The 5,370-nt window shown below is 72.6% G+C and carries 5 protein-coding genes; 4 read left to right on the top strand and 1 reads right to left on the bottom strand.

Features of this window, described 5'->3' with window-relative positions; genetic code table 11:
• The 3 genes from QZT59_RS16320 to QZT59_RS16310 all read left to right on the top strand — a co-directional run.
• Positions 1-519, top strand: a 519-nt coding sequence (locus QZT59_RS16320; protein WP_290818767.1) for an enoyl-CoA hydratase-related protein, incomplete at its 5' end; no start/stop codon positions are given.
• Between the two features lie 56 nt (positions 520-575).
• A complete protein-coding gene (locus QZT59_RS16315; RefSeq protein ID WP_290818765.1) occupies positions 576-1,127 on the top strand; it encodes a helix-turn-helix domain-containing protein in 552 nt (183 codons plus the stop codon).
• A 7-nt stretch (positions 1,128-1,134) separates the two neighbouring features.
• Positions 1,135-1,581, top strand: coding sequence for a hypothetical protein (locus QZT59_RS16310; protein WP_290818763.1), 447 nt, complete (start codon positions 1,135-1,137; stop codon positions 1,579-1,581).
• A gap of 258 nt (positions 1,582-1,839) precedes the next feature.
• Here the strand turns inward: QZT59_RS16310 and QZT59_RS16305 are convergent, their stop codons facing one another.
• Entirely contained in the window at positions 1,840-3,033 is a 1,194-nt protein-coding gene (locus QZT59_RS16305; RefSeq protein WP_290818761.1) for an aminotransferase class I/II-fold pyridoxal phosphate-dependent enzyme, read from the bottom strand.
• A 131-nt stretch (positions 3,034-3,164) separates the two neighbouring features.
• On the opposite strand from QZT59_RS16305, the gene QZT59_RS16300 reads away from it, so the two are divergent.
• Complete coding sequence (locus QZT59_RS16300) at positions 3,165-4,850, top strand: FAD-binding oxidoreductase (RefSeq protein ID WP_290818760.1); 1,686 nt, start codon at positions 3,165-3,167, stop codon at positions 4,848-4,850.
• The last annotated feature ends 520 nt before the right edge of the window (positions 4,851-5,370 follow it).

Below are 5,370 nucleotides of genomic sequence, written 5' to 3'. Positions count from 1 at the left end.
GCCGTCCGCGAGATCGCGACCTGCGGAAAGCCGGTGATCGCGCGGGTCGACGGCCCCGCCGTGGGCGCGGGCGCCGCGCTCGCGGTCGCCTGCGACCTGGTCTACGCCACCGAGTCCGCGAAGCTCGGCTTCTCGTTCGCGAAGATCGGGCTCACCGCCGATACGGGGGCGACGTGGAATCTCCCCCGGCTCGTCGGCGTCCAGACCGCCTTCGAGCTGCTCGCCACGGGCCGGATGGTGGGGGCCGCGGAGGCCGCCGAGCTGGGCCTCGTCGCCGAGGTCGCTCCCGCCGACGAGCTGGACGAGCTGGTCGACGAGCGCGCGACGGAGCTGGCGAACGGGCCCACGCGGGCGCTCTCGTCGCTCCGGCGGCTCCTCTTGCGGGCGAATTCGAACACCTTCGAGGAGCACCTGGAGCGGGAGGCCCGCGAGCAGATCGGCATGTACCACACGAACGACGTGATGGAGGGCGTGACAGCGTTCACCGAGGGGCGGGAGCCGGCGTTCGAGGGTCGATAGCGCATATTTCTGCTCTCGACCGAAGGTATATGAGTCGTAGGCGCGAACGGTCCGGTATGGACGGCGACGATGTACCCGACGATCGCGGCAGGGGCCCGCCGCTGGCCGACGACGCCCGCGATCGCTGGCAGCGCGACCGGACCACGTTCCAGCGCGTCTACGACGTGATCGTCGGCGCCACCGACCCGGCGACGGCGAGCGAGATCGCCGATCGCGCGGCGTGCTCCGAGAACGGCGCCAGGGAGGCGCTCGATCAACTCGTCGAGATGGGGATCGCCCGGCGATCGACCGGTCGTCCGGCGACCTACCGCCGCAACGAGTCCTACCTACGGTGGAAGCGGATCGAGTCCATCGCGAGCGAGCACCGCACCGGGGAGATCCGGGAGCGTCTGGACGACCTCCTGGCCGAGGACCGCGCGTATCAGGACGAGTTCGGCGTTCCCGATCCGGACGTCGTCGACGTCGCGGACCCGACCGCGGGACACGACGCCGTCCAGGACCGGTGGGACGACGTCACGACGTGGCGGACCGTCCGCCGGGACATCGGGGTCTTGCAGCGGGCGCTCCGGCGAGCAGAATCTCGCGGTGACGACCTGGCGGAGGTCTGAGTCGACGATGGACGGCGGCGAGCGTCCGTCGGATCGATCGAGCGGCCCGCTCGACGTCCCGACGCTCGAACTGATCGCCCGACGGGCGGCCGAGCATCCGCTCGTCGCCGGCTGGACCGTCCACCCGGATTCGCTCTCGCCCCGGCGGCTCGAGGTGCGGTTGGACGACGGGCAGTATCCGGAGGACGTGTCGACCGTTCGGCTCGACGTCCGCTGGTTCGAGGGCGGCGACTACTCGTTTCACTACGTGGAGACCCACGAACGCGGATCGTGGCAGCGGCGCTGGGATCGCCACCCGAAGCCGGAGGAGCCCCGAGCGCACGAGCACCCGCCGCCCGAGGCGAGCTCGCGGGTCGAACCGTCGTCGCTCGACGTCGATCACGAGCACCCCCTCGACGTGCTGTTCGCCGTCCTCGATTCGATCTCGACGCGGCTTCGGGAGCGCTACGAGTAACGCTCGGCAACTCGAACGTGAGGAGATTCGATGCGCCCGGCAGGCTCCGGTCGGGCGCTTCTCGCCGACCGCGACGGCCCGAACGCCGTCGACGATCTCGCTGCCGGATTCGGCGTGCGTGCGCCGATCCGAGCGTCGAGTCGACCGTCGAGAGGGTCCGCCAGCACCTCCGCGGCTCCGTACTCGAACCGCCGAACGTACGCGATCGGCGTTTCGTGACGAAGCCCATCGCTCGCGGGCTCGGCTCCGCCCGCCGATTCAGTCCCTCAGCTCGTCGCGAACCATCGCCTCGAGTCGGTCGAGCCCCGCCGCGAGCCGGTCGCGGCCGTTCGCGAAGCTCAGTCGGAGGTGATCTTCCCCGCCGGCGCCGAAGGCCGTTCCCGGCGCCGTCACGACCCCGTGGTCGGCGAGGAGCCGCTTCGCGACGTCCGCGCTCGAGCCGTCCAGCGCGCTGACGTCGACGAACGCGTAGAAACCGCCCTCGGGTTCGGCGACGGAGAGTCCCGGAATCGCCCGGAGGCGATCGAGGACGTAGTCGCGACGCGATCGGTAGGCCGCCTTCATCTCCCGGATCGGCTCCCGGGGCCCCGTGAGGGCCGCGACCGCCGCGTGCTGGGCGGGCGCGTTGACGCAGGACGTGGTGTGCTCGTGGATCTTCGCGACCTCCTCGAGGACGTCGGGCGGGCCCGCCAGCCAGCCGACGCGCCAGCCGGTCATGGCGTAGGTCTTCGAGAACGAGCCGATCGTCAACACCCACTCCTCGTGCTCGGCGACGCGCGCGACCCGGGGCCGCGCCTCGCCGTAGGTCAGCGCCCGATAGACCTCGTCCGCGAGCACGTAGGCGTCGTTCGCGGCGGCGGCGTCGACGATCCGCTCGGCGGCCTCGGGTTCGACCACCCGTCCCGTCGGGTTGGACGGAGTCGTCAGGACGACGGCGGCGGTGTCGGGACCGATCGCGTCGACGATCCGCTCGGGATCGGGCGCGAACCCCGCCTCGGCGGGCATCGGCACCTCGACGGGGACGGCGTCGGCCAGTCTCGCCTGCGAGATCGGGTTCGGCCACGCGGGCGTGGGGACGACGACCTCCTCGCCCGGGTTCGCCACCGCGTGGATCGCGAGGTGGAGCGCCTCGACGCCGCCGTTGGTGACGACGGCCTCCGAGGCGGGATCGACCGTTCGACCGAATTCCGGAGAGAGCGTCTCGCCGAGGGCCTCCCTGAGTTCGGGGATGCCGGCGTTCGACGTGTACTTCGTCGCGCCGGCGGCGGCGGCCTCGGTCGCGGCCGCGACGACGTGGTCCGGCGTGTCGAAGTCCGGCTCGCCGAACTCGAGGTGAACGAGGTCGCCGCCGCGCTCGGCGGCGAGCTCGAACATGACGCGGATTCCCTGGGGCTCGACCTCCCGGACGCGCCGGGAGAGCCGTTCGGATTCGGACGCGGCGGATCGATCCATCGGGGCGTACGTCCGCGGGAAAGGTGATATATGTTCGTCACCGGCGAGCGAGCGGTCGCCGGACGATTCGCGACCGGTCGCTCGTCGTCTCCGCCGAAGCTATTTCTCCCGGCCCGCCGAATCCGGCGTCCATGGCCGACCGCGAACGCAGCGTCTGGGGCTGGGGGGACGCCGATCGCTTTCCGGACGCGGACGAGCGCCGGGCGCTGGCCCGGCGGCTGGAGACCGAGCTGGGGTTTCCCGAGCGGCCGCTCCTGGAGCCGACGCCCCTCGCGGAGGCGACGATTCCGGCGTCGCGGATCGATCCGCCGGCGGTGCTCGCCGACGGCTGTACGGCCGACCGAGAGGCGCGCGCCCGGCACACGTACGGGAAGGGCTACCCCGACCTCGTCAGAGGGTTTCGCGGCGCGTTCGACCCCGCGCCGGACCTCGTGGCGGTTCCGGAGAGCGAGGGCGACGTCGCCGACCTCCTCGCGTGGGCGACCGACGAGCGCGTGGCCGTCGTCCCGTTCGGCGGCGGGACGAGCGTCGTCGGCGGCGTCGAACCGACGGGGGACGAGGGATCGATGGCCGACTCCGTGGGCGGGGGCGGGCGCCTCGGCGACGGTGACGAGTTCGCCGGGGTCGTCTCGCTGGACCTGCGGAACCTGGACGGCGTCCGCGACGTCGACGAGATCTCGCGGCGCGCTCGCATCGGGGCGGGCGCCCTGGGTCCCGAGATCAACGACGCCCTGGCCGACCACGACCTCCAGCTCCGCCACTACCCCCAATCCTACGAGTTCTCCACGCTGGGCGGCTGGATCGCCACCCGCGCGGGCGGCCACTTCGCCACCGTCTACACCCACATCGACGACTTCGTCGAGAACGTGCGCGCCGTGACGCCCGCCGGCACGCTGGAGACGCTGGACGTGCCCGCCTCGGGGGCGGGGCCGGACCCGAACCGCTTCCTGCTCGGTTCCGAAGGTTCCTTCGGCGTGATCACGGAGGCCTGGATGCGCGTCCAGCCCCGGCCGCCGTACCGCTCGCGGGCGACGGTGCGGTTCGCGGACTTCGACGAGGCGGTCGCGGCGACCCGCGAGATCGCCCAGGCGCGCCTCTACCCCGCGAACTGCCGGCTGCTCGACGCCACGGAGGCGATGATCAACGAGCTGGCGACCGACGGCAGTCACCTGCTCGTGCTCGGCTTCGAGGGGCTCGACGCGCCCGTCGCGGACGACCTCGAGCGGGCGCTCGCCATCTGCGCGGACCGCGGGGGCCGCTCTCCGGCGGGGCCGACCCACGAGGATCGAACGGGCGGCGACGGAGGCGGGGCGGCCGGTGGCGAACGCGACCGCGAGGACACCGAGGGCGAGTGGCGCTCGTCGTTCTTCGAGGCGCCGTACCTGTTCAACGCGCTCGTCAGCGTCGGCGTGCTGGTGGACACGTTCGAGACCGCGGTCACGTGGGATCGGTTCCCCGACCTGCACGCGGCGCTCCAGCAGGAGGTGACGGCGGCCGTGCGCGAGGCCTGCGGCGCCGGCGTCCTCTCGTGTCGCTTCACGCACGTCTACCCGGACGGCCCGGCGCCGTACTACACGCTGCTCGCGCCCGCGGAACCGGGCCGGGAACTCGAACAGTGGCGGGCGATCAAGCGGACCGCCTCGGACGTGCTCGCCGCCCACGACGCGACGATCACGCACCACCACGCGGTCGGACGGGTGCATCGGGAGGGTTACGAGCGGGAGGCCCCGGACGCGTACCTCGACGCCCTGCGCTCGACGAAGCGGACGCTCGATCCGGCCGGGATCATGAACCCCGGCGCGCTGCTGTCGACGTAGTGGGTGCGATCGGATCCGACATCGTCACCATTTCCCCAATGCCGCCGCGTTCCCGCCACCCTCGCGGTCCGACGCCGCCGTTTTCCAACCGCCGCGATCCGACGACGTCGCGTCTCCGCAGACACGATCCGACGACGTCGCGTCTCCGCAGACACCATCTGGTGCCGTCGCGCCCGCCGGTCGGCCGGCGCGGGTCGCCGTCCCGCTGGCCGCGACCCTCGTCGGCGCGGTCGTGACCGCCCGGAGCCTCGCGATGATCGCCGCGGCCCTCGTCCGAGCGACGACCGTCGACGGAAATCGGGGGCCCAAACGTCGCCGTTCGTCGCCGGGACCGCGCGACGGCGGGGGAACAGTTTTTGGGCCGGCGCGCGGAGCGTTCCTCCATGAACGACCGCGAGACGGCGCGGCCCGCGAGCCGGAGCGTCGGTCGCCGGACGCTGCTGGGGGCGACCGCCGCCGGCGTCGGCTCGCTCGTCGCCGGCTGCTATGGCCGCGGCTCGGACGACGACGGCGGGTCCTC

This window comes from Halovivax sp., from assembly GCA_007119345.1.
In the GTDB taxonomy this organism is placed as follows: domain Archaea; phylum Halobacteriota; class Halobacteria; order Halobacteriales; family Natrialbaceae; genus Halovivax.
This window is presented reverse-complemented; position numbering and strand designations above follow the sequence as displayed.

Excerpts from the sequence above, each read along its gene's own strand:
- QZT59_RS16300 (WP_290818760.1), top strand. The coding sequence starts at position 3,165 with ATGGCCGACCGCGAACGCAGCGTCTGGGGCTGGGGGGACGCCGATCGC.
- QZT59_RS16315 (WP_290818765.1), top strand. The coding sequence starts at position 576 with ATGGACGGCGACGATGTACCCGACGATCGCGGCAGGGGCCCGCCGCTG.
- QZT59_RS16310 (WP_290818763.1), top strand. The coding sequence starts at position 1,135 with ATGGACGGCGGCGAGCGTCCGTCGGATCGATCGAGCGGCCCGCTCGAC.
- QZT59_RS16305 (WP_290818761.1), bottom strand. The coding sequence starts at position 3,033 with ATGGATCGATCCGCCGCGTCCGAATCCGAACGGCTCTCCCGGCGCGTC.